Consider the following 22,275-nt stretch of genomic DNA (forward strand, 5'->3'; position numbering starts at 1 on the left):
ATTTCGCGCGCGGCTCAGCGATAGGCGCCCTGCAGTTGCGGGGCCGGGCCACTGGCTCCCGGCCTGCCTGGCGGACGCAAGGCCGGTTGCGCGGTCACCACGTCCGGAGCGATATTGTGCAGGTCCGACAGGCCGGTGAGCGCCATGCAGTCGCTCAGCTCTTCCTGCAACAGCTTCAGCGCGCACAGCACGCCTTCCCTGCCCTGCGCCGCCAATCCGTACAGCCACGCGCGGCCCGACAGGCAGGCGTGCGCGCCATAGCCGAGCGCCTTGATGATATCGCTCCCGGTGCGGATGCCGCCGTCGAAGAACACCTCGATCCGGTCGCGCACCGCGTCGGCGATCTCGGGCAGCACCGAAATCGACGAGGGTGCGCCGTCGAGCTGGCGGCCACCGTGGTTGGAGACGATGATCGCGTCCGCGCCCGCGTCCACGGCCAGCCGTGCGTCGTCCACATGCATGATGCCTTTCAGGATCAGCTTGCGGTCCCACGTTTTGCGCACCCACTTGACGGTCTCGAGGTCGAACGACGGGTCGAACTGCGACTCGATCCATTGCGTCAGCGCCGACAGGTGCTTTGCGTGCTGCACTTCGCCCTGCAGGTTGCCGAAGGTGCGGCGGCGGCTCCGGGCCATGCCAACCAGCCAGCGCGGGTGCGACAGGATGTCCATCGTGTTGTGCAGCGTCAGGCGCGGCGGCACCGACAGGCCGTTCTTGGCATCGGCCCAGCGCTTGCCCTGCACGTGCAGGTCGAGCGTGAGAATGAGCGCGCTGCAGCCAGCGGCGTGCGCGCGGTGGATCAGGTTCTCATTGACCTTGCGGTCCTTCATCAGGTACAGCTGGAACCAGAACGGGCGGCTGGTCGCTTCGGCCACGTCCTCGATCGAGCAGATCGACATGGTGGACAAGCAGAACGGCACGCCGAAGTGTTCGGCCGCGCGCGCCGCCTCGACTTCGCCGTTGGCCCAGGTGAGCCCGGCCAGCCCGGTCGGTCCGATCGCGAGCGGAATCTCGGCCGGCTCGCCAACCATCTTCACGCTCATGGTCCGGTGCGACACGTCGCGCATGTCGTGCTGGCGCAGCGCGAGCGCGCACAGGTCGTCCTCGTTGCGTTGCAGGGTCAGCTCCATCCCTGCCCCGCCGTGCACGTAGTCGAAGATGACTGCCGGCAGGCGCTTTCGCGCCATGGTTTCAAGATCGAATACGCTGGTGATCGGTCCCATGCTGTCCTCCTAAAGTTCGCCGCCGCCGGCAAGCGCGCGAATGCGGTCGCCCATGCGGCAGGCCAGCGCCTGGATCGTCAGCGACGGGTTGACGCCGCCACAGGTCGGGAACAGCGAGCCGTCGCAGATCCACAGGTTGGGCACGTCCCAGCTGCGGCCGTCCGCATCGACGACGCTGTTGATGCGGTCGGTGCCCATGCGGCAGGTACCCATCAGGTGGCTGGTGTCGTCGCTGGTCCAGGTGTCGTAGCCGCCGGCCGCCTCCAGCAAGGCGCGCATCGACTGTACCGAGTGGCGCTGCAGGCGGCGGTCGTTGTCGGAATACGAAAACGTCACGCGCGGGATCGGCAGGCCGTACTGGTCCACCTCGTCGGGCACCACCTCGACGCGGTTTTGCGGGCGCGGCTCGGTCTCGGCTACAGCGACGAAACCAGCCATGTGGTTGTACTTCGCCATCTCGTCGCGCAGCCGCGCGCCCCACAGGTGGCGCTCGGTGACGAGAATCTGCGCCCATGCACGCGGCAGCGGTCCCTGGCTCATGAAGGCGTAGCCGCCGTGGCAGTCCTTGCCGTCGTCGTGGTAGTTCCAGTGCTCGGTCACGGCCATGTTAGGCGGCGCCTTGTACCAGCGGATGGCTTCGTCGAACGTGGCCCACACGCCCGGCCCCGCGTGCGTGGTCAGGTGCGTGCCGACCAGGCCAGAACTGTTCGCCAGGCCGTGCGGGTGGCGCGGGCAGGTGGAGTTGAGCAGCAGGCGCGGCGTTTCGATGGCGTAGCCGGATACCACGACGTTGCGGGCGCGCTGGAACTGCCAGCGGCCTTCGCGCATGAAGTGCACGCCGGCCGCCCTGCCCAGCGCGTCGGTTTCGATGCGGCCGACCATGGCCAGGTCGCGCACCTCGGCGCCGTTGTTGATCGCGCGGGGTATCCACGTAACCAGCGCGCTTTGCTTGGCGTTGGTGGAGCAGCCGAAGTTGCAGAAGCCGCGGTACACGCATGGCGGCGACTGGCCGCCGGGCGCAGAAAGCGTGGCAAGCGGTGTGGCGGCCCAGCCGATGCCGAGCCGTTCGGCGCCACGCGCCAGCACCAGCGCGGCGGCATTCAGTTCGTGTTCGCGGTACGGGTAGCGCTCGCGCGGCGGCCCCCACGGATAGCGCACCGGGCCGGCCACGCGCAGCGCTTGTTCGGCCTCGCGGTAGTAAGGCGCCAGCTCCTCGTAGGTGATCGGCCAGTCGAAGCCGTAGCCCAGGCGGCTGCGGCACTGGAACCACTCGGGCCGCCAGCGCAGCGAGATCATGCTGAAGTGGACGGTCGAGCCACCGACACCACGGCCGCAGTTGTTCCCGCCAAGCGCGATCGGGTCGTCGCCGGCCGTGATGCGCTCGTCGAGCCAGAAGAGCTTCTGCTGTTCGAGTTCGTCGGATGCGAAGTCGTCCAGCGGGCGCCAGAACGGGCCGGCGTCGAACACCACAGTGGAAAAGCCGTAGCCGGACAGCTTGCAGGCGAGCGTCGCGCCACCCGCGCCGGCACCGACGATGGCGAAATCGACCGGCTCGTCGAGCGAATACTCACGCATGGGCACCCAGCCGCCGGGCGTGAACACGTCCGGGGCGCGGCCGTGAGCGGCGCGGATCACTCCGGGTTCCACTGCGCCTCCTTTGCTTCCCAGGGGTCGCGCTGGTCAAAGCCCAGCCGCACGTAGCCGCGCGGGCTGGCCGGGCCGCCGAAGCCGATCTCGCTCCATGCCGCCGGGTGCGCGTAGTAGTAGCCGACGACCGTTTTGGCCAGCACGGTAATGAAGAAGCATTGTGCGTTCATGCCGGGCCACAGGCCGGGCGTTGCTTCGTCCCGTTCCAACGCCGCCAGCAGGTCATCGGCGAGAGCAGCAGGCAGTTCGCAAAAGCCGCGGTCGTGGCAGTAGCGTGCCTCCGCTTCAATGGCGGCCAGGCCGCCCCGCCACGCCTGCGCTTGCGGCGGCATGTTCGCGTAGCGGAAGCCTTCCTGAACGCCGTCGTGCAGCTGCGCGTCGATCCATGGCGTGATGGGCACCGGCTCGCTGCGGTCGGGCTGGGGCAGCACGCGCGCGACGATGGCGTCGAGCAGGCGCCATTCCTGTTCGCTGAAGAAGCGGCGCGGCGGCACGTCGTCGAGGCGCTCGCGCAGCACGGTTCGCGTGGTGTCGTCGAAGGACACGCTGTCCCACTTGTCGAGCACCTGGTAGCCGGGATAGACAGGATTCATCGCATCCTCCCGCGCTCTTGCAGCTGAAGCGCGGCGCGGCCCGCGATGGCCAGCGCCAGGAAGCTCGGCGGCGCGGGCAGCGGCGGACCGGACAGCAGGTTCTGGCGCCAGTTGCGCCAGCCGCCCATCTGGCGCGCGATGCCGTTTGCGTGGAAGGCGACGCCGGCCACGCCGAGCAGCGCGGTCAGGCCAAGGCAAGCACGCGCCAGCCGGTCGCGTGCGCCGCTTGCGGCACGCAGCAGGAAGGCCACCGAGAGCGGCGGCAGCGTCACCGGCAGCCACATCGCCGGGCGGTGATAGGCGCCGCGAAAATGCAGCATGCCCGCCTCGGCGACCGTGCCGGCGATGCCGATGGCGGTCAGGCCGCTGAGGGCGCGGCCGGACGGCATGCCGAGCAGCGTGGCCGGGGCCTTGCTGGCCACGCGGGTTGCTGCCAGTCCGTATGCGCCGGCCAGCACCAGGGCGGCCGGGGCGCCAAGCGGCGCGGCGTAGAACAGGTTTTGCCAGCACAGGCCGCCGGGGCGGCGCGCGAGGTTGTAGGCGTGGAAGGCGGTGCCGGCGAGGCCGGTGGCGAGCGCGGTCGCGTAAATTGTTCCGTTGGCGCGCGTGTGCCCTGCCCTGGCGCCCGCCCAGCTCGCGGCGAGCGACGCGGCCAGCGGCGCGAACATGCCGGGGTTCTCGAAATGGCCGCGGTAGTGTTCGATGGCGCTGTCCAGCAGCACCGAGAGGGCGAGCAGCGCGGCGGCGTGGTGCAGGGAACGCGCGGCCACTAGCGATGCGTCGTGGCGCGTGGCAGGATGCTCAGCATGGGTCCCCGCCTGCGCGGGGACGACGGGCCGATGATGGGGGGGGCTCGGGGGGCGCGTGGCTGCGTGCTCAGCATGGGTCCCGGCGTGCGCCGGGACGACGGGGCGATGATGGGGGTGGCTCGGGGGGCACGTGCCTGCGTGCTCAGTATGGGTCCCGGCATGCGCCGGGACGACGGGGCGATGATGGGGGTGGCTCGGGGGGCGCGTGGCGGCGTGCTCAGCATGGGTCCCGGCGTGTGCCGGGACGACGTGGCGGCGCGGGGGGCGCAGCAGTGCGGCGAGCGCGGCGGCCAGGCAAACGCCGCCCAGCACCTGCGCCATCGGCGCGCTGCCGGCGTGCGGGCGCCGCAGCGTCGCAAGCTGCGGCTCGGGCCTCATTCCTTTTCCCCGGGCAGGATGCCGGACAGGACCTGCCGTACCACGCCGCCCAGCATGCCGGCTTCGTTGGGGTCGCCCTTGAAGGTGGTGGAAGCGAACTTGCGCGCCTGTTCGAAAGTGATGTGCGGCGGCAGCGGCGGCACCTCGGGGTCGGTCTTGAACTCGACCACCACCGGCCTGTCGCTCGCCAGCGCTTCCTCCCACGCCAGCCCCACCTTGTCCGGCTCGTTGCAGAAGATGCCCTTCAGGCCGATCAGCGCGGCGAAGCGGTGGTATGGCACGTCCGGGATCCGCTGGGTCGCCTCGAACTTGGGATCGCCCTGCATGATGCGCTGCTCCCACGTGACCTGGTTCAGGTCTTCGTTATTGAAAACGCAGACCACGCAGGCGGGATTGGACCAGGTGCGCCAGTACTTCGCGATCGTGATCAGCTCGGCCATGTTATTCATCTGCATGGCGCCGTCACCCACCATGGCGATCACGGGCCGCGAAGGGTGCGCGAACTTGGCCGCGATCGCGTATGGCACCGCGGCGCCCATCGACGCCAGGCTGCCGGACAGCGAGCAGTCCATGCCACGCCGGATCTTGAGGTCGCGCGCGTACCAGTTGGCACACGAGCCGGAATCGCTGGTGATGATGGCGTGGCTCGGGAGCTGCGGCGACAGCTCCCACGCGACGCGCTGCGGGTTGATCGGGTTGGCCTTGGCCATGGCGCGCTCCTGCGCCGTCTTCCACCACTCGCGCACGTGGTGTTCGATGCGCTCGCGCCAGGCGCCGCCGGCTGGGCGATCCTTTAGCATCGGCAGCAAGGCGCGCAGCGTGGCGCCGGCGTCGCCGTGCAGGTTGACCTCGCACGGAAAGCGGATGCTGAGCATCGACGGGTCAATGTCCACCTGCACCGCGCGCACCTTGCCTTCCTTGGGCAGGAATTCGCTGTACGGGAAGCCGGTGCCGACCATCAGCAGCGTGTCGCATTCCATCATCATGTCGTAGCTCGGCTCCGTGCCGAGGTAGCCGATGGAGCCGGTCACCCACGGCAGGTCATCCGGCAGCACAGCCTTGCCCAGCAGCGCCTTGGCCACGCCGGCGTTGAGCTTGCGCGCGACCGTCTCCACTTCGTCGGATGCGCCCAGCGCGCCGGCGCCCACCAGCATGGCCACCTTGTCGCCGGCATTGAGCACGTCGGCCGCGCGGCGCAGCTCGGCCTCGTGCGGCAGCACTGTCGGGCGCGCGTAGCCGATGCCGGAAGCGACCGCACCATGGTGACGCGGCGGGTCGTGGTAGGGCATGTCCTGCAGGTCGCCGGGCAGCACCAGCACCGATACGCCGCGCCGCGCGATGGCGATGCGGCAGCCGGAATCGACCAGGTGGCGCACCTGGGCCGGCGCCTCGGCCTCCTGCACGTATTCGGCGACGTCGGCAAACACGCGGTCCAGATTGAGCTCCTGCTGGTAGTGCGCGCCCCGTGCGGTACGCGGCGCCTGCCCGGTGATCGCAAGCACCGGCATGTGATCCAGCTTGGCGTCGTACAGGCCCGTGATCATGTGCGTGGCGCCGGGGCCGCCGGTGGACAGGCACACGCCCAGCTCGCCCGTGAACTTGGCGTAGGCGCAGGCCATGAAGGCGGCCATCTCTTCGTGCCGCACCTGGATGAAGGTGATGCGGTCGTTGCCGAAGCGGTTGAGCGACCCGAGCACACCATTGATGCCGTCGCCCGGGTACCCGAAGATGCGGCGCACGCCCCATTCGTACAGGCGCTCCACCACGAAATCGCCGACTGTCTTGGCCATGATCTCCCTCCCTCAACTCAATGGAATGCACCACTCTTGCGGACTTTGCTGGAATGGCGACAGCAGCTCGACGCCATCGCCCGTCACCCCGACCACATTGCAGTCGCGCGCGCCGCCGAAGCCATCGATGTAGATGCCCGGCTCGACGTTGAAGACCATGTCCTCTTCCAACAGCTGGTGCGACGCCGGGTGGATGCGCGGCGGCTCGTTGTGGTCGATGGCGGTGAAACCGACCCCGTGGCCGAGCGGGTGCTTGAATGCGGCGCCGTAGCCGGCTGCGGCCAGCACGTCGCGCGCGGCCTTGTCGACGTCGCAGGCGCGCACGCCCGGCCGAATCGCCGCCAGCGCCGCATCGCGCGCGCGGGCGATGGCGTCGAACATGCGGCGCAGCTCCTCACCCGGTGCGCCGAGCACGTAGGTGCGGGTCAGGTCGGTCCAGTAGCCATCGGCGTAGGCGTTACAGTGCACGAGGACCGTGACGCCGGCCGCCAGCCGCGTCATGCGCGACTGCTGGAACGCGGCCCAGGCCGACGCGGCATTGGAGCCGGACATGCAGTAGAAGAAGCTGTCGGCACGCGCGACTTGCGCATGCGCGGTCGCGCACTCGGCGTAGGCATCGCGGAACGGCAGCACGGCGTTCGTCTCGGGCACCTGCGGGCGCAGCGCGGCGGCGCCCATGCGGTAGGCGGCGCCGGCCATCGCGCACGAGTCGCGGATGCGCTCGCGTTCCCACGGCGTGGGCCGCATGCGCATCGACGCCAGCAGCGCGTCGGAAGGCGCCAGATGGGTGCGCGCGAACGCGTGTTCCAGCTCGGCGCGCAATGCGGCGCCGTACACGTTCATTGACACATAGGCGGCAGGCAGGTGCACCGGCCCCATTTCCATGCCGATGCGGGTCAGTCCGTCCGCGAGGGGGCGCAGCAGCGACTCGACCAGTGCGAGCAGCACGCGCGGGGTGTCTTCCAGGCGGTCGAGGGAACCGAGGCGGTAGGTCTCGATGCGATCGGCCCAGCCACGCTCGGCCAGCTCGCGCGCTTCCTCGGGCACGACCAGGAACACCTTTGGTTCGTCGGTGACGATGGCCACGGCGTTGCCGATCACCGGCCAGAATCCGCTGACCAGCAATACGTCGAGGTTGCGCACGCAGACCAGCGCCGACAGGTCGCACTCCGCCATTGCGGACTTCAGCCTGCGCAAGCGTTCTACACGTCCCGGTCGTGCGTCCATGCTCTGCCCTTGCCACGGCCGCGCCAACCGATCAGGCACGCACCGCTTGTTCAACAAACTGAAAACCTTACGCCGATTTTTGACCCTTGTCGCGCGCGTTCCGTTCGTCAGCGCCGCAGCCGGCGGCGTGGCAGCAGGGTCCACGCCAGCGTTGACACGGCCGCCAGGGCCAGCACGCTGCCGACCAGGTCGCGGTGCAGCGAGGTCCACAGCTGCGGGCTGCTGGCGTGGGCGCGCTGCTCGAAGCTGCCGTGCGCGCGGTAGGGACTGGGCACCGGATGGAACAGGTTGTCCGGGCGGTCGGCCGGCATCGGCTGGGCGGTGAACTGCTGCTCGTAGGCGCGGCGCGCCATTACCTTGTCGAGCACACCGGGCAGCATCTTGTTGAGCACGATGGACACGACCGCCGGCAGGCCAACGTAGATCTCCCGCCGGTAGTGGGTTGCCGCCCAGACGATGGCGCGGGCCGCCACTTCCGGCTGGTACACCGTGCCCACGGGCTGCGGGTGCTGGTGGATCTTGGTGCGGCACCATTCGAACTGCGGGGTGTTCACGCCGGGCAGCTGGACCATGGAGATGCGGATCGCGCTGTTGTCGTGAATGAGTTCGCTGCGCACCGAATCGGTGAAGCCGCGGATTGCGTGCTTGGCCCCGCAGTACGCGGACTGCAGCGGGATCGAGCGGTAGGCCAGCGCCGAGCCAACCTGCACGATGGTGCCGGCATTACGCGAGCGCATGCGCTTGAGCGCGCTCATGGTGCCGTACACGGTGCCCAGGTAGGTCACCTCGGTCACGCGCGCGAACTCCTCGGGCGTGATGTCGCCAACGGGCGAAAAGATGGTCGCCATCGCGTTGTTGACCCAGACCGCGATCGGCCCAGCCTCGGCCTCCACCTGCTGGGCCGCGCGTTCGACTGCGGCGGCGTCGGCCACGTCCACTTCGATCACCAGCGCCCTGGCGCCGGCCGCGCGCACTTCTTGCGCCGTGCTCTCGAGCCGCTCGCGGTCGCGCGCCAGCAGCGCCACGCAGCCGGCGCCGGCCTCGGCGAATGCGCGCGCGGCGGCGCGCCCTACCCCGGCGTTGGCGCCGGTGACCACCACCACTTGTCCTTGCATGCTGCCTCCCTTCTTAAAAACGAATGTCGGAGTGCGCCAGCGCGTCGCTCCACTCGCGCACGATGCGGCGGTATTCCTCGCCCGCCGGGCGGATCTTGCGGTCCATGTCGTACAGGCCGTTGGAGTTCTGGTGGCCGCGCAGTTCGCGCAGGCCGATGTCCCAGTCCACCTGGTCCGTCAGGCTGTACCAGGTAAAGCCGATGATCGGGTAGCCCTCCTGGCGCAGGCGCAGCACGTTGGCCCACTGGCGCTCAAGCCAGTGGCGGGCGCGCAGTTCCTGCATCTGGTTGGTCTCGGTGTGCATGATCGGCAGGCGAAAGCGGGTGTAATACTGGCGCGTCAGGCCGTAGTAGCCGAGCACGTTGCAGACGTCGGTGCTGCCGTCCGGGTACACGATGGTTTCGTTGGTCTCGTAATAGTCGGTGCCCATCACGCACGATGGCCAGATGTGGCGGTCCATGAAGTAGTTGAATTTTTCGCGCGCCATGCCGTTGTCGAGCAGGTATTCAAGCATGCGCGCCGATGGCGCGTGGCTGTAGTTCAGGTCGAGCGTGAGGAAGCGCCGCTCATTCAGGTGCGCCGTGTGCTTGACCGCATCCGGATTGTAGGGATGGTAGTAGCGCGTCGATTCGCTTTGGACGAACCAGGGGTTGCACGCTTCGCAGATCGCTTCGCTGGCGCGAATATTGGCCTCCACCACATGCGTGACGGCGGTGACGAAGGACCGGTCGTCGCAGCGTTGCTCGTTCCAGTAGCCGATGCGGGCCGAAAACTCGGCTGTGACGAGCATCTCGTTGACCGGCGTGAACATGCGCACCCAGGGAAAACGCTTGGCGAAAGCGCCGGCATACTCGGCGAAATAGCGCGGAAAGTCCGGGTTCTGGAAGTTGCCCAGCCAGTCGGGCACGCCAAAGTGGCACAGGTCGGCAATGGGCTGGATGCGCATGCGCTTGAGCTCGTTGAAGGTCTCGTCGGCAAACGACCAGTCGTACTGGCCCGGCCCCACGTGCGTGCGGTAGTACGGCGGGCCGTAGCGCAGGCAGCGGATGCCGAGCTCGCGCACGCGCTGGAAGTCCTCGCGCCAGCGGTGGTAGTGCCCGGACAGGTCCATTTCGTCGATGCGCACGGGCTTGCCACCCGGCCCGGTGATCGTGGGCGAGCTGTTCTCGATCCCGGTGGCGAAGATGAACGAGCGCGACAGCCTGGCGGGCTCGAAGGCGTGGGCGATTTGCTTGTCGTTCTGGTTGGGCATGGTCTTACGGGTCACGGTTCGTTCTGATCGTCGCGACCGGAACGAGTTCTGCCTGTCGCGCTGGCTGCGGCGGATTGCACCTGTGCGGCGGTCGGCTGGTCCCACGGTGCACGGAACAGCTCGCGGGTGGCATAGTCGCTGCCGGACAAGGCCAGCAGCAGGGCCAGCGTGAACAGCGCGGTCAGCGCCACCACGCGCAGCAGCAGCGCGCCGCCGGTGGCCAGCCGCATGAAGAACAGCGCGACCAGCAGCGCCTTGAGCACCGCAATGCCGAGGTTGGCGACGCTGTTCCAAGCCCCAAGACGCAGCCAGGCGCTGGCCGCCGACAGCGCCAGCAACGCCAGCAGCGCGATCCAGACCTTGACCAGTGTGGTGGGCTTCTCGTGCATGGCTACCCCGGCGCGCCGCTGCGCCCGACCAGGTACAGCAGCGGATACAGGAAAATCCAGACGGAATCGACGAAGTGCCAGTACAGGGCCAGCGCGTCGAGCCGCTGCGCCGGCTGCACCAAGGGCCATTGCAAGCGCAGCCCGAGCGCAAACAGGAGCGTGGCGGCAATGCCGATCGCCAGGTGAAGCGCGTGCAGCGCGGTCATGGCGAAGTACAGCCAGAAGAAGATTTCGGCGCCCGTCTCCCCACGCAGGCTGAAGCCCGGCCCGGGAAACAGGTGCTCGCGCCAGTCGTGCGCGTACTCGCTGCCCTTGATGAACAGGAACAACACGCCGCAGGCGGCGGCAAGCAGCAGCAGGCGCGGGGCGGCACGCTCGCGCCTTTCTTCGTGCGCATGCACGGCCAGCGCCATTGCCAGGCTGCTGGAAAGCAGCACGGCCGTGTTGGCGGTGCCAAGCCAGAAGCTGGTGTGGCGGCTGGCGGCGGCGAAGGCATCGGGAAAGTGGGTGCGGCCGTACAGGTAGGCCAGGAACAGCGGGCCGAACAACATCAGCTCGGTGGCAAGGAAGATCCACATGCCCAGCCGCGCGACGTGCGCGCCTGCCGCCGCCGGCGCTCCCGGCTGCGATGCCGTTGCCTGCGGGATCACACTTGCTCTCCCCGCCCCGGCGGGCTGTAGGCATAGGCGTCCTGCGTGACGACCGGGGTGCGGTCGAAGTTGTGGACCGGCGGCGGCGAGCTGGTCTGCCACTCCAGGCCGGTCGCGCGCCACGGGTTCGGCTCCGCGCGCTTGCCGTAGTACATCGACCAGGCGAAATAGCCAAGCGGCATCAGGTAGCCGACGGCCAGCAGCGCCGCGCCGCTCGACGACAGCAGGTGCAGCACCTGGAATTCCGGCGGATAGGTGTGGTAGCGGCGCGGCATGCCTTCGTAGCCGAGGATGTATTGCGGGAAGAAGGTCAGGTTAAAGCCGAAGAAGATGATGACGGCGGCCACCCTGCCCCACATTTCCGGGTACATGCGTCCGCTGATCTTGGGCCACCAGAAATGGATGGCGCCCAGGTAGGCCATGACCGTGCCGCCGACCATGATGTAGTGGAAATGGGCAACCACGAAATAGGTGTCGGTCAGGTGTACGTCCAGCGCCAGCGAGGCGAGGAACAGGCCGGTCAGGCCGCCAACCGTGAACAGGCCGACGAAACCGAGCGCGTACAGCATGGGCGCCGAGAACGTGATCCAGCCGCGGTACAGGGTCGCGCTCCAGTTGAACACCTTGATCGCGGACGGGATCGCGACCAAAAAGCTGAGCAGCGAGAACACCATGCCCGCATAGGCCGACTGGCCGCTCACGAACATGTGGTGGCCCCAGACCAAAAAGCCGATCGACGCGATCGCCAGCAGCGCGTAGGCCATGAAGCGGTAGCCGAAGATGCGCTTGCGCGCAAAACAGGGAATGATCTCGCTGACCACGCCCATGCCGGGCAGCACCATGATGTACACCGCCGGGTGCGAATAGAACCAGAAAAGGTGCTGGAACAGCAGCGGGTCGCCGCCCAGCGCGGGGTCGAAGATGCCCACATGCAGGAAGCGCTCGGCCGCGACCAGCAGCAGCGTCATCGCCAGCACCGGCGTGGCCAGCACCAGGATGATGCTGGTGGCGTAGTTGGCCCACACGAACAGCGGCAGCCGGAACCAGCCCATGCCGGGCGCGCGCATGGTGTGCACGGTGACGATGAAATTGAGGCCCGTGAGGATGGACGAGAAGCCGGTGATGAACACGCCCAGCAGCACCAGCACCACATGGGTGCGCGTGAACATGGTGGACAGCGGCGTGTAGAAGGTCCAGCCGGTATCGACACCGCCGGCCGCCAGCGCGCACAGGGTGACGATGCCGCCCACCATGTAGATGTACCAGCTGGCCAGGTTCAGGCGCGGGAAGGCCAGGTCGCGCGCGCCGATCATCAGGGGCATCAGGAAATTGCCCAGCACCGAGGGAATCGACGGGATCAGGAACAGCCACACCATCACCACCCCGTGCGCGGTGAACAGCTTGTTGTAGGTGTCGTGGCTGACCAGGTCGCCCTGCGGGGTGGCCAGTTCGAGCCGGATCAGGGTGGCTGCCGCGCCGCCGACGAAGAAGAACGCGGTGATCGAGACCAGGTACAGGAGCGCGATGCGCTTGTGGTCGGTGGAGGTGAGCCACGAACGCAGCGTGTACGACACGCGCAGGTAGTCGGCGGCTGGCAAGGTTTCGGTGCTAGCGCTCATCCGGTTTCTCCCTGATGTAGGCGATGATGGCCAGCAGGTCTTCCTCGCTGATCTGGCCGGCAAACGAGGGCATGTCCGGGCCGTAGCCGGCGACGATGTCCTTGCGCGGCAGCAGGATCGAGTCCCGCACGTAGTTTTCGTCCGCCACCAGCGTGCGGCCATCCTGCAGGTGCACGGTGCGTCCGACCAGGTGAGCCAGGCTGGGCGCATGCACGCTGGAGCCCGGTTCGTGGCAACCGCTGCAGCCGTAGCGGCGGTACAGCGCAAAGCCGCGCGCGGCAATGCCGGGGGTGCTTGTGCCCTGCTGCAGCCACTGTTCGAACTCGGCCGGGCGCATGACGACGATCTCGCCGCGCATCAGCGAATGCTCGGTGCCGCAGTACTCGGCGCAGAACAGGTGGAAGCGCCCCAGCTTTGTCGCAGTGAACGCGAGCGTGGTGTAGCGGCCCGGGACGACGTCCTGCTTGAGACGGAAGGCGGGCACGAAGAAGCTGTGGATCACGTCCTGCGAGGTCATCACCAGCCGCACCGGCTGGCCCAGCGGCACGTGCAGCTCGCCGATCTCGCGCCGGCCGTTGCGGTGTTCGAGCTTCCACATCCATTGCTTCGCCACCACGAACACGGGCATGGCCCCGGCCGGCGGGCGGAACAGCTGCGCGTAGTCGTAGGCGGCCCAGGCGTAGATGGCGCAGAACAGCAGCAGCGGGATGCCGGTCCACGCATATTCGATCGCGCGCCGGTGCCGCACCGGGCCGGGCCGCTCGGCGCGCGAGCCGGCCCGATAGCGGATCGAGAAGCCGACCACCATCAGTGTCAGCGCCACCGCCATCAGGGTTGATAGCAGCAGCAGGGCCAGCATCAGCAGGTCGAACGGGCCGGCGGCGCTCGATGCGGCGGGCAGGATCTCGACTGGCGGGTTCACGGCCGCCTCCCTGCCCTGCGGCGCGTGTGCACGATGACGGCGACGAGCATGGCCAGCGCAAGCATGGCCGCGGCGCGCACCAGGGCCAGCGCCATGCCGGTGTAGCGGCCAGTTGCCGGATCAAAGTGCGAACACACCAGCGCAATGCGGTCCGACACGGTGCCCACCGCGCCGCCGGAAGCTTCCACGAGGGCCAGGCGCAGGTCACGCGGAGCAACGTGCGCCTGCGGGAAGTAGCGCGACACCACGCCACCGGGGGTGGCAACGAGAAAGCCGGACGGGTGCACGAGGCCGCGGCCCGGATCCTGCGTAAAGCGAAAGCCGGCGGCTTGCGCGAGCGGCGTTGTGGATTGCGCGGGCCCGGTCAGCAGGTCGAGCGTGATGCCGTCTGGCGCAAGCTGGTCGCGCCAGGCGCTGCGTTTGCGCGCGGCCAGTTGCGGGTTTTCTGCGGGGTCGATGCTGACCATGAGCACGCGGTAGCGCTCCGGCGGCAAGCCGGTTGCGCCGGCGGCGGCCAGCACTTCCAGCAGGTTGGCGCTGCACAGGTTGGGGCAGGCAAAATAGCCGAGCACCAGTACGACCGGGCGCACACCGAAGTAGCGCGCGAGTGGCGCCACGCCATCCGCGCCGGCCAGGCGTACTTCCAGCGGCAAGCGTGCACCAAGGCGCTGGTCCCAGCCGGGTGCGGCGTGGCATGAGAACGCCATGCACCACAACAGGATCACGATGGGCCATCTCATGGCCGTTCCCCTGCCCTTGCTGCCTGCCGGCGCGCGGCGTCCTGGCGCGCCAGCACGGCCATCGCCTCTTCCACCGGGATGCGCGCAATGCCGGCCTGCCGGTCCACCCACTGCCACGAATGCAGCAGGCGCTCCTTCTGGTCGAAGTAGGCTTTGCGCTCGGCCGTGGGCGCGCTCTTGAGGCGGGCGCCGTCCACGCTGAAGTCGAGCGGGCCGTTGGGGTCGCCGCGCGCGCCTGGCGGCGTCCAGCGGGTCCAGGCAAACCACGCGGCGGTCGCGGCCAGCACGATCATCACCGCAATGCCGATGGCGCCGCGGGCGATGCCGCGCAGGTCGAGGGCGGGGTCGTGGATGTCGCTCATGCTGTCTCCCAACGCACTGGCCGCCATCGAAAGTACGCCGCCAGCACGCCCGCGAGCGCGAGCGCGCCCAGTGGCGCAGCCCACGGCGCGTCGCCCCGCGCTACCGGCACCGAAGGCAGCACCAGCCACCACGCGTGCACCAGCAGCATGGCCAGCACCAGCCACGCCAGCCATGCCATCGCCGCAGGATTGCGTTTGACGGCGCGAAACAGCAGCAGCGCCGACGGCAGCGCGAACAGCAGCAGCGCCAGCAGCCAGCCGACCGTGCGCCAGAGCGGCGTGCCGCGCGCGGTGTACCAGATGATTTCGTGCGGCAGGTTCTCGGCCCAGATGACCAGGTACTGCATGAAGCCGAGGTAGGCGAGCGTCATCGCGTAGGCCAGCAGCAGGTTGCCGAGGTCGCCCAACAGTTCGCCGTCCTTGTCGCGCCGGCGCACGGCCAGCAGGATCGCCAGCGCCATGCCGCCGAGCGACTGCGCCATCAGCACCAGCAGCCCGAACACGCTGGAGTACCACAGCGGCATCAGCGACATGATCCAGTCCACGGCGGCGATGCTGGCCGTGAGGCTGTAGCCGATCAGCGCAGCGGCGGCAAAGCCCTGCGAACGGGCCAGGCGCGCAGTCGAGCTCAGCCAAGCGAGCGCATTCCACAGCACGAGCCACAGCACACTGCGCACCACGAACGGCAGCGGCTGCAGCCAGGCGCTCTTGAACGCGGGCGCGGACAATTCGCCGGCCCAGCGCGCCGGACCGCTGGCGGCGTGCTGCGCCCACGGATACAGCACGGGCAGCGCCGCCAGCAGCGGCAGGAACAGCAGGGCCGGGAACCACAGCGTGCGGCCCAGCGCCAGCACCGGCGCGCGGATCGGCTCACCCCAGCGACCGCCCGTGAGGTTGTGCAGCCAGACCTGGGCCAGCGCGCCCATCACGATGCCGTTCCAGCACCACCACGCGGCCAGCCATGCCGCCAGCAGCGCGGTGGGGTTGGCGCGCCAGCCGGCCCCGCAGGCCACGAGCAGCGCGACGGCGGCGGCGAGCCATGGCAGGCGCGCCTTCATGGCCGCCCCTCCCCGTCCGTGAGCCTGGCGCGCTGCGCGTCGCTTAAGGCCGATACGCTCGCGTGCTGGCTCAGTTGCAGTGCGCGGATGTAGGCGACGATTGCCCAGCGGTCTGCCGGTTCGACGCGGTCGGCGTACGGGTACATGATGCCGTAGCCATGCGTGATCACGTCGAAGAAGTGGCGGTCCGGCGCGTTGCGCAGCCGGTCCTGGTGAAAGCTGGGCGGCGCCGGAAAGCCACGGCGCACCACCCTCCCGTCGCCATCGCCCGCCGGGCTGTGGCATGGCACGCAGTAAATCGAAAAGCGCTCCTGCCCGCGCCGCAAGAGCTGCGCCGTGACCGGGTAGGGATTGGCCTGCGCGGCCTGCGCGGCCTGGTCGCGCTCGGCCGCTTGTTCCCCCAGCTGTCCGCCGGTCGAACCGGAAAACGCGCCGCGCGCGTGCGCCACGGTGCCGGGCGGCAGCGGGCGCGCCGAGGCGCCGTCCGCGAACAGATTGCTCGGCGCGAAAGGCTTGTAGCGCGGCTGGTCGTACATGTCCTGCTTGGCCTTCTCGCAGCCGGACAGCAGTATCGCGATGAACAGGAGCCATCTCATGCAGCCACCTCGCGCAGCAGCAAGGGGTGCAGGTCGTCCAGCATCTGCCTGCTGCGGCCGACGTGGTAGGTCGGGTCGCTGGCGCGCAGGCACAGGAAGAAGCGGTTGCGCGAGGCCAGGTCGAACTCTGGCGCGCCGAACAACGGATGCACCAGGCGCGGCAGACCGTTTGCGATCAGCATCGAGAGCACCGCCGCGAACGCCGCGCCCAGCACGGCCAGCTCGAAAGTGGGCGGTATGAACGAGGGCCAGCTGTCTAGCGGGCGCCCGCCAATGTTGAGCGGGTAGTCGATCACCGCCGAATACCACTGCAGCAAATAGGTGCCGAGTCCGCCGGCAACGGCGCCGGCGAAGGTCCAGGCCTGCACCGCGTGGCTGCGAAAGCCAAGCGCCTCGGCCAGCCCGTCAACCGCGAACGGCGCATACGCCTCGACCTGGCGGCAGCCGTTCTCGCGCGCGCGGCGCACCGCGGCCAGCAGCAGGTCGGCGGTGGCGAATTCGGCCAGCAGGCCGTAGGGCGCGCTCATGCCTGCCCCTTGGCCGTCTCGCGCACCAGCTCGCGCATCTCGGCAATGGAAATGACCGGCAGCACCCGCACGAACAGCAGGAACAGCCAGACGAACAGCGCAATGGAACCGAACAGCGTGAGCCAGTCCCACAGCGTCGGGTAGAACATGCCCCAGGCCGAGGGCATGAAGTCGCGGTGCAGGCTGAAGACGACGATCAGGAAGCGCTCCATCCACATGCCCACGTTGACCACTAGGCTCACCGCAAACAGCAGCGCCACGCTGTGCCGCGCACGCCGGAACCACAGCAGCTGCGGCACCAGCACATTGCAGCACATCATGGGCCAGTACACCGGCGCATATGGCCCGATCCAGCGGTTGACCGTCATGTAGCGCTCGAATTCGTCGCCGCTGTAGAAGGCGGTGAAGATCTCGGCCGCATAGCCGTAGCTGACCAGCAGCGAGGTGGCCAGCAGCACCTTGGCGGCGTTGGCCAGGTGGCGCGCGGTGATGAAATCCTCGAGCTTGAAGAAATGGCGCAGCGGTATGGCCAATGTCAGCACCATGGCAAAGCCGGAGAACAATGCGCCTGCGACAAAGTACGGCGGAAAAATCGTCGAGTGGTAGCCAGGCGTATTGCCGATTGCAAAGTCGAGCGAGACGATGGTGTGCACCGACACCACCAGCGGCGTGGCCAGCCCGGCCAGCAGCAGGTAGGCGATGTCGTAGCGCGCCCAGTGCCGCGCCTCGCCGCGCCAGCCGAGCGCGAGCAGGCCGTAGATGAATTGCTTGGCCGGCTGGCGCGGCGCCACACCGGCGCGGTCGCGCAGCGTGGCCAGGTCCGGCACCAGCCCCACGTACCAGAACAGCAGCGACACCAGCAGGTAGGTGCTGATCGCAAAGAAGTCCCATACGAGCGGGCTGCGCCATTGAGGCCAGACGTTCATCACGCTCGGGTAAGGCACGATCCAGTAGAAGAACCACGGACGGCCAAGGTGCAGGATCGGGAACAGGCCGGCGATGCCGGCTGCAAACAGTGTCATTGCCTCGGCAAAGCGGTTGACCGACGTGCGCCAGCGCTGGCGCAGCAGCAGCAACACCGCCGAGATGAAGGTGCCGGCGTGGCCGATCCCGATCCACCATACGAAGTTGCCGATCGCAAAGCCCCACGCCACCGGAATGTCCACGCCCCAGATGCCCACGCCTTCGGCAAACAGCCACGACACCGCGCCCACCAGCACCAGCACACCCGCGCAGCTGGCCAGGAACAGCGTCATCCACGGCCAGTGCACCGGGCGCGTGAGCACGATGTCGGCGATCTTGTCCGACACGCTGGCGTAGCCCCAGCCGGGCCGCAGCACGGGGCTGGGGCCGGAGACCGGTGGCTGCTCGGCAGGCGCGGCCATCTAGCCGAGCTCCGGGTCGGGGTTGGACAGGCGCGCCGCGTAGCTCGTGCGCGGCCGGGTGTTGAGCTCGGCCAGTAGCAGGTAGTCCAGCGGCGAAGCCTTGGCACGGCTAACGTGGCTGCCCGGATCGTTGAGGTCGCCGAACACGATGGCAGCGGTCGGGCACGCGGCCTGGCAGGCGGTGACGATCTCGCCATCACGGGCCTTGCGGCCTTCCACTTCGGCATCCAGGCGGCCGCGGGTGATGCGCTGCAGGCAGTAGTTGCACTTCTCCATCACGCCGCGCCGGCGCACGGTCACTTCCGGGTTGCGCTGGGCCTTCAGCGATTCGGTCTCGTTGTCGGCAAACTGCAGGAAGTTGAAGCGCCGCACCTTGTACGGGCAATTGTTCGAGCAAAAGCGCGTGCCGACACAGCGGTTGTAGACCTGCACGTTGATCCCTTCGCTGTCGTGCATGGTCGCGCCCACCGGGCACACTTCCTCGCACGGCGCGTTTTCGCAGTGCATGCACGGCACCGGCTGGAACAGCGTGCGCGGGCGCTCTGCCGGGCCCTCGTAGTAGCGGTCCACGCGGATCCAGTGCATCGCGCGCCCGAGCAGTACCTGTTCCTTGCCCACCACCGGGATGTTGTTCTCGGCCTGGCAGGCGATGGTGCAGGCGCCGCAGCCGATGCAGCTGTTCAGGTCGATCGCCATGCCCCAGCGGTAGCGCGGGTAGTCGTACGGCGGGTACAGGCTCTGCGCGGGCTGGCGCTCGCTTGGCGCGGCTTGCGCAAACGACGGGTTGGCGCGAAACCGCGCGACCGTCGCGGTGCGCACCAGGTCGCGGCCTTCCATTCGATCGCTGCCTTGCGCGACGGCGAACACGTGGCGGCGGCCGGTGCGGGTGAGGGTCAGCACGGCGCCTGCCAGCATTGCGTCGCCAGTGCGCAGGCGGTAGGCGTTGAAGCCGACGCCATCGCCCACGCGGCCGGCCGCGTCCCGGCCGTAGCCCAGCGGCAGGGTCACGCAATGGTCCGCGTGGCCGGGCAGGATCCACACCGGCGCCTCGAGCGCCCTGCCCTTGGCGTCGGCCAGCCGTACCACGTCGCCGGTCTGCAGCTGCAGGCTTTGGGCGGTCGCAGGACTGAGCAGCGCTGCGTTGTCCCAGGTCAGGCGCGTGAGCGGGTGCGGCAGCTCCTGCAGCCAGGCGTTGTTGCAGAAGGCGCCGTCGGCCAGACGCAGGTCGGACGCGAACACGGCGGCAAGGCCGGCGGGACGGGGCGGCTCGGGGGCTGCGGGCGGCGCCACGGCGGCCACACTCACCGGCGCGCGCGCGGGCACGTCGAGCACGCCCCGACGCAGGCCGCGCTGCCAGAAGTCGTCGAAGTCGCCTGGCGCGGCCGCCTGCCAGTGGCGGCGCACGAGCTCGTAGCCGCTACGCACGGGGTCGTCGCCGACCAGCGCCAGCAGCTCGTGTGGGCTGCGCCCGTTGTACAGCGGCGCGATCAGGGGCTGCACGATGCTGGCCGTGCCGTCGAACGCCAGCGCGTCGCCCCAGCGCTCGTAGTCGTGCGCCAGCGGCAGGTGCCAGGCGCAGCGGCGCGCCGTTTCGTCCCGGTACAGGCCGAGGTGCGCCGCGAACGGCACCCTGGCAAGCGCTTCGGCAAAGCCGCAATCCACGGGCGCGTCGTAGGCCGGGTTGGCGCCAAGGATGAACAGCGCGCCCACCTCGCCCGCACGCATCTCGTCGGCCAAGGCGCGGATCGACGCCAGGTGGCTCTCGGGACGCGCCGCGACAGGTTCGACCAGCGCGAACGTCCGACCGGCATTACCGAGCCGTTCGTTGAGTGCGTGCACCAGCGCGCGGGTGCCGGCCGGCACGCAACCGCCCGCCACCACGAGGGAATTGCCCCGGTGCTGCGCAAGCACGGCGGCCAGGCGGCTTTCCCACCGAGCCAGTTCCGAAGTGGGCGGCCGGGCAGGCGGCGCAGCGCCCAGCCCGAAGCGCGCGGCCACGCGGCGCACCAGCCAGTCGAGCTCGGCCGGCGCCGCGGCAAGCCGGTTGTCGGCGGCCGCGCCCGTCAGCGTGGGGCTGGGCTCGACGACGTACAGGCGCCGGTCGAACCGCGGGTCGGCGCTGGTGCGGCCCTGCAGGCATTGGCGCGCATACGCGATGCCGCCGGGCCAGTCGCCGAACAGGTCGGCGTCGAAGCTGACGATGGCGGCGGCGCGCTCGCAGTGCAGCAACAGGTCGAGCGGACGGCCGAACGCCAGCCGCGCCGCTTGCAGACCGTTTTCGTCGTGCAAAGGATCCCACTGGCACCAGCGCGCGGCCGGATAGCGCTGGAGCAGCGCGGCGAGCTGGCCCGCCAGCGTGGGCGAGGTGACGCTGCCGGTGAGAATGCGCAGGCCGCGCCCGCCATCGGCCTGCCAGCGTGCGCGCACGGGCAGCAAGGCCGCCTCGAACGCCTGCCAGCCCGACAGCTGCCCGGCCTGGCGCACCGCCTGCGAACGGTCCGGGTCCCACAGCTGCAGGATCGATGCCTGGGCGAACACGTCGGTGGCGCCCAGGCTGGCCGGGTGCAGGCGATTGCCTTCGACCTTGGTCGGGCGGCCCTCGTTCGATTCCACCAGCACGCCGTGCGCCAGGCCGCGCCGCACGAAGGCGGTGGCGAAAAACAGCGGCTGGCCCGGCACCAGCTGCTCGGGCATCTGCACGTACGGCAGGATTTGCTCCTGCGGCGGCCCCTTGCAGCCGGCTGCCGCCAGCGCGGCCGAGGCCGCCATCACGCGCAGCGCCGCGCGGCGGGCCAGGCTGGCCGGGGCGCCGTCGGGGACAAGCGGAATGTGCGGGTATGGTGGCATCGTCAGCGGTGGCAGGTGGAGCAATCGGTGAGCCGGCGTGTGCTTTGAATCTGCAGCAGGCGGTTCAGTTGTGTGATTTCCTGCGCCGAGAGCGGGCGCTTGTCCTGCATCAGGAAAACGTCGGCCAGTGGCCGGATGTGCTGGCGCGCATTGCGATGGCAGCCCAGGCACCACTGCATTTCGAGCTGGGCCGTGCGCAGCATGAGCGGCATGCGGTCCACGCGGCCATGGCACTCGACGCAGGCCACGCCCTTGTTGATGTGGATGCGGTGGTCGAAGTAGGCGAAATCGGGCAGGTCGTGCACCCGGTTCCAGCGGATCGGCAGGCCGGTGCGGGCGCTGGCATGCAGCGGCGCGAGCAGCGGCGCGTCGCGAAACAGCTGGGAGTGGCAGGTCAGGCAGATGTCGCTCGACGGCAGCCCGGCAAAGCGCGACTTTTCGACCGAGGTGTGGCAGTAGCGGCAGTCGATGCCGTCGTCGCCCACATGGTGCTTGTGGCTGAACGGGATGGGCTGCGCGACCACGGTGCCGCCCGCGGCCGGCGGCATCATGCGCCAGCGTGCCAGCAGCACCAGCGCCAGCGCGGCCAGCAGCGCCGCCACCAGGGCGAGCTTGAGTACAAGGACGGTTGCAGGATGAAACGCCTGGGCCATGGGCAACGCTCGTGTGTGTGCGAAGGAACGATCGGCACGACGCAGGGCGTTGCGGCAAGACACCAACCGCTTGACCTTCCCCCTGCTGGAAGGATTAGAGTGGACCCTATCACATCGAGGTTTGAGATGCCGAACATTACCGTGCTGCCACATCCTGATTTCGCGCCCGAGGGCGCCACCTTTTATGCCGAGCCTGGCACCTCGCTGTGCGACGCCATGCTCGCGCACCGTGTCGAGATCGAGCACGCGTGCGGCAAGGTGGGCGCCTGCACCACCTGCCACGTCATCATCCGCGAAGGCTACGGCGCGCTGGAGGACCCAAGCGACGGCGAAGAGGACATGCTCGACCGCGCGTGGGGGCTGGCGCCGACCTCGCGCCTGTCGTGCCAGGTGGTCCTGGGCGAGACCGACCTGGTGGTCGAGATCCCGCGCTACTCGATCAACCTGGAGAAGGAAAAAGGCTGAGCCGACTCGGCCGCAGGTGGGCGAGTCC

The 22,275-nt window shown here is 69.0% G+C and carries 21 protein-coding genes; 1 reads left to right on the forward strand and 20 read right to left on the reverse strand.

Annotated elements, in window-relative coordinates; translation table 11 throughout:
• Window positions 1–14: 14 nt before the first annotated feature.
• From NX774_RS13085 to NX774_RS13180, 20 genes are all read right to left on the reverse strand, one after another.
• Entirely contained in the window at window positions 15–1,223 is a 1,209-nt protein-coding gene (locus NX774_RS13085) for an alpha-hydroxy acid oxidase (RefSeq protein ID WP_258822611.1), read from the reverse strand.
• A gap of 9 nt (window positions 1,224–1,232) precedes the next feature.
• Window positions 1,233–2,798, reverse strand: coding sequence for a GMC family oxidoreductase (locus NX774_RS13090; RefSeq protein WP_258822766.1), 1,566 nt, complete (start codon window positions 2,796–2,798; stop codon window positions 1,233–1,235).
• A 56-nt stretch (window positions 2,799–2,854) separates the two neighbouring features.
• Window positions 2,855–3,463, reverse strand: coding sequence for a gluconate 2-dehydrogenase subunit 3 family protein (locus NX774_RS13095; RefSeq protein WP_258822612.1), 609 nt, complete (start codon window positions 3,461–3,463; stop codon window positions 2,855–2,857).
• A complete protein-coding gene (locus tag NX774_RS13100; protein ID WP_258822613.1) occupies window positions 3,460–4,233 on the reverse strand; it encodes a hypothetical protein in 774 nt (257 codons plus the stop codon). The genes NX774_RS13095 and NX774_RS13100 overlap by 4 nt, the downstream gene beginning before the upstream one ends.
• A gap of 413 nt (window positions 4,234–4,646) precedes the next feature.
• Entirely contained in the window at window positions 4,647–6,440 is a 1,794-nt protein-coding gene (locus NX774_RS13105; RefSeq protein ID WP_258822614.1) for a thiamine pyrophosphate-requiring protein, read from the reverse strand.
• Between the two features lie 12 nt (window positions 6,441–6,452).
• On the reverse strand, window positions 6,453–7,667 hold the full coding sequence (locus NX774_RS13110; protein WP_258822615.1) for a M24 family metallopeptidase: 1,215 nt from the start codon (window positions 7,665–7,667) through the stop codon (window positions 6,453–6,455).
• A 107-nt stretch (window positions 7,668–7,774) separates the two neighbouring features.
• On the reverse strand, window positions 7,775–8,782 hold the full coding sequence (locus NX774_RS13115; protein ID WP_258822616.1) for an SDR family oxidoreductase: 1,008 nt from the start codon (window positions 8,780–8,782) through the stop codon (window positions 7,775–7,777).
• A 13-nt stretch (window positions 8,783–8,795) separates the two neighbouring features.
• A complete protein-coding gene (locus tag NX774_RS13120) occupies window positions 8,796–10,049 on the reverse strand; it encodes a family 1 glycosylhydrolase (RefSeq protein WP_258822617.1) in 1,254 nt (417 codons plus the stop codon).
• Window positions 10,046–10,423 carry a cytochrome C oxidase subunit IV family protein gene (locus NX774_RS13125; RefSeq protein ID WP_258822618.1) on the reverse strand — a complete coding sequence of 126 codons (378 nt, stop codon included), beginning with the start codon at window positions 10,421–10,423 and terminating at the stop codon, window positions 10,046–10,048. Before NX774_RS13125 ends, NX774_RS13120 begins: the two co-directional genes overlap by 4 nt.
• Window positions 10,424–10,425: 2 nt before the next feature.
• On the reverse strand, window positions 10,426–11,073 hold the full coding sequence (locus tag NX774_RS13130) for a cytochrome c oxidase subunit 3 (RefSeq protein WP_258822619.1): 648 nt from the start codon (window positions 11,071–11,073) through the stop codon (window positions 10,426–10,428).
• Window positions 11,070–12,692: a cytochrome c oxidase subunit I gene (ctaD, locus tag NX774_RS13135; RefSeq protein ID WP_258822620.1), complete on the reverse strand. Its 1,623-nt coding sequence runs from the start codon at window positions 12,690–12,692 to the stop codon at window positions 11,070–11,072. Before ctaD ends, NX774_RS13130 begins: the two co-directional genes overlap by 4 nt.
• The gene (gene coxB / locus NX774_RS13140; protein ID WP_258822621.1) at window positions 12,682–13,614 is read right to left on the reverse strand and encodes a cytochrome c oxidase subunit II; all 933 of its coding nucleotides are present in this window, start codon (window positions 13,612–13,614) and stop codon (window positions 12,682–12,684) included. The genes ctaD and coxB overlap by 11 nt, the downstream gene beginning before the upstream one ends.
• Window positions 13,611–14,354 (reverse strand): SCO family protein, encoded by a 744-nt coding sequence (locus tag NX774_RS13145; protein WP_258822622.1) that lies wholly within the window; start codon window positions 14,352–14,354, stop codon window positions 13,611–13,613. The genes coxB and NX774_RS13145 overlap by 4 nt, the downstream gene beginning before the upstream one ends.
• Window positions 14,351–14,716 (reverse strand): hypothetical protein, encoded by a 366-nt coding sequence (locus tag NX774_RS13150; RefSeq protein WP_258822623.1) that lies wholly within the window; start codon window positions 14,714–14,716, stop codon window positions 14,351–14,353. The genes NX774_RS13145 and NX774_RS13150 overlap by 4 nt, the downstream gene beginning before the upstream one ends.
• Window positions 14,713–15,774 carry a hypothetical protein gene (locus NX774_RS13155; RefSeq protein ID WP_258822624.1) on the reverse strand — a complete coding sequence of 354 codons (1,062 nt, stop codon included), beginning with the start codon at window positions 15,772–15,774 and terminating at the stop codon, window positions 14,713–14,715. The genes NX774_RS13150 and NX774_RS13155 overlap by 4 nt, the downstream gene beginning before the upstream one ends.
• Window positions 15,771–16,370 (reverse strand): c-type cytochrome, encoded by a 600-nt coding sequence (locus NX774_RS13160; protein WP_258822625.1) that lies wholly within the window; start codon window positions 16,368–16,370, stop codon window positions 15,771–15,773. Before NX774_RS13160 ends, NX774_RS13155 begins: the two co-directional genes overlap by 4 nt.
• Complete coding sequence (locus tag NX774_RS13165) at window positions 16,367–16,897, reverse strand: DUF3341 domain-containing protein (protein ID WP_258822626.1); 531 nt, start codon at window positions 16,895–16,897, stop codon at window positions 16,367–16,369. The genes NX774_RS13160 and NX774_RS13165 overlap by 4 nt, the downstream gene beginning before the upstream one ends.
• Window positions 16,894–18,282 (reverse strand): NrfD/PsrC family molybdoenzyme membrane anchor subunit, encoded by a 1,389-nt coding sequence (gene nrfD / locus NX774_RS13170; protein ID WP_258822627.1) that lies wholly within the window; start codon window positions 18,280–18,282, stop codon window positions 16,894–16,896. Before nrfD ends, NX774_RS13165 begins: the two co-directional genes overlap by 4 nt.
• Window positions 18,283–21,129, reverse strand: a complete 2,847-nt coding sequence (locus tag NX774_RS13175; protein WP_258822628.1) for a 4Fe-4S dicluster domain-containing protein — start codon at window positions 21,127–21,129, stop codon at window positions 18,283–18,285.
• Between the two features lie 2 nt (window positions 21,130–21,131).
• Window positions 21,132–21,782 (reverse strand): cytochrome c3 family protein, encoded by a 651-nt coding sequence (locus NX774_RS13180; RefSeq protein ID WP_258822629.1) that lies wholly within the window; start codon window positions 21,780–21,782, stop codon window positions 21,132–21,134.
• A 126-nt stretch (window positions 21,783–21,908) separates the two neighbouring features.
• On the opposite strand from NX774_RS13180, the gene fdx reads away from it, so the two are divergent.
• Window positions 21,909–22,247, forward strand: coding sequence for an ISC system 2Fe-2S type ferredoxin (fdx, locus tag NX774_RS13185; RefSeq protein ID WP_258822630.1), 339 nt, complete (start codon window positions 21,909–21,911; stop codon window positions 22,245–22,247).
• Window positions 22,248–22,275 lie beyond the last annotated feature (28 nt).

Origin of the sequence: Massilia agilis (assembly GCF_024756255.1) — a bacterium.
Classification (GTDB): Bacteria; Pseudomonadota; Gammaproteobacteria; order Burkholderiales; family Burkholderiaceae_D; genus Telluria; species Telluria agilis.

Bases quoted from the DNA above. Each gene is read 5' to 3' on its own strand.
- NX774_RS13085 (WP_258822611.1), bottom strand. From the start codon at position 1,223: ATGGGACCGATCACCAGCGTATTCGATCTTGAAACCATGGCGCGAAAG.
- NX774_RS13090 (WP_258822766.1), bottom strand. From the start codon at position 2,798: ATGCGTGAGTATTCGCTCGACGAGCCGGTCGATTTCGCCATCGTCGGT.
- NX774_RS13095 (WP_258822612.1), bottom strand. From the start codon at position 3,463: ATGAATCCTGTCTATCCCGGCTACCAGGTGCTCGACAAGTGGGACAGC.
- NX774_RS13105 (WP_258822614.1), bottom strand. From the start codon at position 6,440: ATGGCCAAGACAGTCGGCGATTTCGTGGTGGAGCGCCTGTACGAATGG.
- NX774_RS13110 (WP_258822615.1), bottom strand. From the start codon at position 7,667: ATGGACGCACGACCGGGACGTGTAGAACGCTTGCGCAGGCTGAAGTCC.
- NX774_RS13115 (WP_258822616.1), bottom strand. From the start codon at position 8,782: ATGCAAGGACAAGTGGTGGTGGTCACCGGCGCCAACGCCGGGGTAGGG.
- NX774_RS13125 (WP_258822618.1), bottom strand. From the start codon at position 10,423: ATGCACGAGAAGCCCACCACACTGGTCAAGGTCTGGATCGCGCTGCTG.
- ctaD (WP_258822620.1), bottom strand. From the start codon at position 12,692: ATGAGCGCTAGCACCGAAACCTTGCCAGCCGCCGACTACCTGCGCGTG.
- NX774_RS13145 (WP_258822622.1), bottom strand. From the start codon at position 14,354: ATGAGATGGCCCATCGTGATCCTGTTGTGGTGCATGGCGTTCTCATGC.
- NX774_RS13150 (WP_258822623.1), bottom strand. From the start codon at position 14,716: ATGAGCGACATCCACGACCCCGCCCTCGACCTGCGCGGCATCGCCCGC.
- NX774_RS13155 (WP_258822624.1), bottom strand. From the start codon at position 15,774: ATGAAGGCGCGCCTGCCATGGCTCGCCGCCGCCGTCGCGCTGCTCGTG.
- NX774_RS13160 (WP_258822625.1), bottom strand. From the start codon at position 16,370: ATGAGATGGCTCCTGTTCATCGCGATACTGCTGTCCGGCTGCGAGAAG.
- NX774_RS13165 (WP_258822626.1), bottom strand. From the start codon at position 16,897: ATGAGCGCGCCCTACGGCCTGCTGGCCGAATTCGCCACCGCCGACCTG.
- nrfD (WP_258822627.1), bottom strand. From the start codon at position 18,282: ATGGCCGCGCCTGCCGAGCAGCCACCGGTCTCCGGCCCCAGCCCCGTG.
- NX774_RS13175 (WP_258822628.1), bottom strand. From the start codon at position 21,129: ATGCCACCATACCCGCACATTCCGCTTGTCCCCGACGGCGCCCCGGCC.
- NX774_RS13180 (WP_258822629.1), bottom strand. From the start codon at position 21,782: ATGGCCCAGGCGTTTCATCCTGCAACCGTCCTTGTACTCAAGCTCGCC.
- fdx (WP_258822630.1), top strand. From the start codon at position 21,909: ATGCCGAACATTACCGTGCTGCCACATCCTGATTTCGCGCCCGAGGGC.